The following is a 3,035-nucleotide window of genomic DNA, read 5'->3' as shown; positions in this document are numbered from 1 at the left end:
TTATTAAGAGATGACTTTTGGCTGACGGTTGGGACGAAATCCCGTTCAGTCATGCTGGACACCATTTCGAGATCGACGTCCGTTTGAACGAAGTCCAAGGGGGACCTCAAACGCGCGACAATCTCTGGCCCGAGCACCGGGTTGGGGTCGTCAAAGAAACCGTGTGGCAACCCAAGCGTCGTTTCCATATGGAAGGCCGTTTCGGGCGTAAATTTTTCGCCTTTCATCAGCTCGGCCACCCGCTTCAAGTTGGAATCAAGCCCTAACGCGACGTTCTCCGCGCCGACCACATCAACCAGCAACTGAAACGATCGCGTCTTGAAAATAGATGCAGTCTCGGCGGGCTCTTGAGCAGATTGCCCCTTTACGTATGGTCGCCCCTGTCGTTTATTCGGCGATTGTTTGACGGGACGCGTTTGGCGTTGGTCGCTGTTTCGAGATCCAGAATATCGACCGCGCGGTTGACTCATGAAATAGGCTCCTGCCATAGCTGAGGCTGTCTTCTTATTATAAACGAGGCGGTGCTCGTCATCTGTTGGCCAGGCGCTGTATGGGTGAGCAACGAGCCGCGAGTCCCACGTGTTCTTTCGGTGGCAGCCAGCCGACAGCGCGGCGCGGATCAGGCTTCTCGGTTTGAGAATTGACTGGATGGACTTTCACGACTTTGATGCCGAGCGCGCCGACTTGGAGGCGTGCAACATGTTGAAGAGCGCTGCCGCAGCGCCCCAAGTGGCTTCGACCTCTTGTCGTCGCCATCATCGCGCGAAAATCCGCCAGACATCACGCTCCATCAAGCCTTGCTTCACGGCTTGCGCGTTGCCACCATCTATTGTTCATAGCGGATGCATTGCGCAGTGATCGCTTTTGCCCGACGCAGGCTTCTTTGCAAACTTCGTTCTGAAGATCGAGCCGAAAAGCGCCACCAACCTGTGACCTCGACGATTTCAGCGGCTACGCCGATTGACGCAGCCCACGGGCTGCGCGAGTCGCTCGGGAGCTATCGCCTGCTATTAGCGTCGGACGCAAGCAGTGCATCAATCAAAGAATTCCCATGGTTCGGCGTTCAAGTGCGCGAGCGACGACGTTAGAGGTCGAACACTGAAACCCTCGCTGCGTCGTCTCCGATCATCATCGTGGTCGACACGCGTTAGGTGCTGGAGCGGCAGAAGAGGTGGAGAAACTCAAGGACGCAGTTCATAGTCGTAGATCGTGCGCGGCCCGGACCGGAGAACCATTCGACTTTACACTCGAGTAGCGCAACCAGAACCTCCGGACCGACGACCTCGCTCACCTAAAAAAGCAGCACGCTTGCGATTCTATCTGGTGCTCAGAACCGCTTCGTTTTCAAGATGTCGAACCTGGTTGAGGCCAAGGCCAACCTCGTTTCTCGTCCGATGGGTCCCATTCGGCCGACGTTTGCGGCCTGGTCTGGGTTTTCGACCGAAGCTGCGTTCTCGAGCGTTTGTTCGTTCATTTCCTGTGCAACGTCGGCATTCTTTTCGGCCGGCGCCGTTCCGAACCACTTAACCTCTGCCTGGATGTGCGCCGCAAATGCCTTCCAGCCGTCAGGATTTCCGACAAACAAGGCTTGCCGCACCGACGACGCGAGCGTGTCGCGATTCAATTCCTGCTCAAGCAGTTCCATCGGCCAACGCGAGTACGCTTTCGTCGCTTGTCTGACAAAATCGGCTGCACTCATCGTGGGTGCCAGTCCGGAAAGAAAAGTGAATTGCTGCAAAGACTTTACCTCGTTGGTCAGTCGCGCGATGAGAGCGTCGGGGCGATCTGCGTGCGCCACGCAACGCATGGCCTCGAGTACCTCTCCTAGGTGCAGCAGCAGTTCTCGTCTATCAAAGCGGTCGTCCAAGGTTTCCTCCCAAGTGCGGTCCCCCGATGTTAGCGCCCATAGCGTACGGCTTCGCAAAAGCCACTGCCTGGCCACGTTTGCGGTGCGCTTTGTGTCCGCTGGGCGAGGCGGATTGTGGTGCGTGCTTACCCTTTGCTATACGTCACGACTTGGGAATCGAGTTCGGGCGCCATGTGAAGTAATCAACGATTCCGTTGCACGACAGAACCTGTGTTCGTGCCAGGCGCCTTCCAAATTCTGTTCACTTGATACGCTATATCACAAGATACAGCTTTTTCAGTTCGCATCACTCTTCGTTATCGATGTGAACGGTGGCATAGTTTGGACATGACATCCTAAAGGAGACCTTGATGGCCACCCTCGAACAAATCCAAGGAAAAATGAAACGACTTCAAGCACAGGCCCAGGCCTTAATCGCAAAACAGGCGCAGACCGTGCTTGCTGACATCCGAAAGCTCATGGACCAGCACGGATTGACCACAGCCGATATTGCTGCACATACCTCGACGAAAAAGCGTCCGGGCCGTCCGGCCGGGGCGCCCTCCGTAAAGGTCACCACGAACAAGGCCGCGGCCACATCGACTGCGTCGAGTTCGCCGAAAGGTAAGCTGCCCCCGAAGTACCGCGATCCAAAAACGGGCGCGACGTGGAGTGGCCACGCTCGACCGCCCGCCTGGATTGCGAAAGTCCGGGACCGCACGAAGTTCCTGATTGATGGTGGTGGCGCGGCGCCCGGCGCGAATGGTGTGGGCAAGACGAAGGTGGCGCTCAAGAAGACCTCAGCCACGGCGCGGACCGTTGCAGGCAAAGGGCAGGGCAAAGGGTCTCTCCCGGCGAAGTATCGCGATCCGAAGACCGGCGCAACGTGGAGCGGTCACGCTCGTGCGCCGGCCTGGATTGCCAACGTGAAAGACCGGACGAAATTTCTAATCGATGGCGTCGGAGACGCGGCGGCAACCAGTGTCGTGACGAAGAAGGCCGCAGCAAAGAAGGCTGTTGCCAAGAAGGCTGGCGCAGCGAAGAACGCGGCGAGCGCAAGGAAGCTTTCCGTCAAGAAAACAGCGAAGGAAGCACCAGTTTCTCCGGCCAAACGCATCGTTGGCAAGAAAACGGCAAAGCCAGCAGTGAAGAAGGTTGCGAAAAGCATGGTCGCAAGTCGCAAGGCGGT

General features: G+C 57.2%; 2 protein-coding genes and 1 pseudogene. 1 reads left to right on the top strand and 2 read right to left on the bottom strand.

Annotation, left to right across the window (positions count from 1 at the left end; genetic code table 11):
- Nucleotides 1-470: pseudogene (locus AWB81_RS41545) on the bottom strand (hypothetical protein); the annotation flags it as partial.
- Nucleotides 471-1,327: 857 nt separating this feature from the next.
- Nucleotides 1,328-1,867 (bottom strand): hypothetical protein, encoded by a 540-nt coding sequence (locus tag AWB81_RS41540; protein WP_235026208.1) that lies wholly within the window; start codon nt 1,865-1,867, stop codon nt 1,328-1,330.
- A gap of 350 nt (nt 1,868-2,217) precedes the next feature.
- Here AWB81_RS41540 and AWB81_RS41535 point away from each other — a divergent pair.
- On the top strand, nt 2,218-3,035 hold an 818-nt coding region (locus AWB81_RS41535; RefSeq protein ID WP_144444361.1), incomplete at its 3' end, for an H-NS family nucleoid-associated regulatory protein.

This window comes from Caballeronia arationis (genome assembly GCF_001544975.2).
Classification (GTDB): domain Bacteria; phylum Pseudomonadota; class Gammaproteobacteria; order Burkholderiales; family Burkholderiaceae; genus Caballeronia; species Caballeronia arationis.
This window is presented reverse-complemented; position numbering and strand designations above follow the sequence as displayed.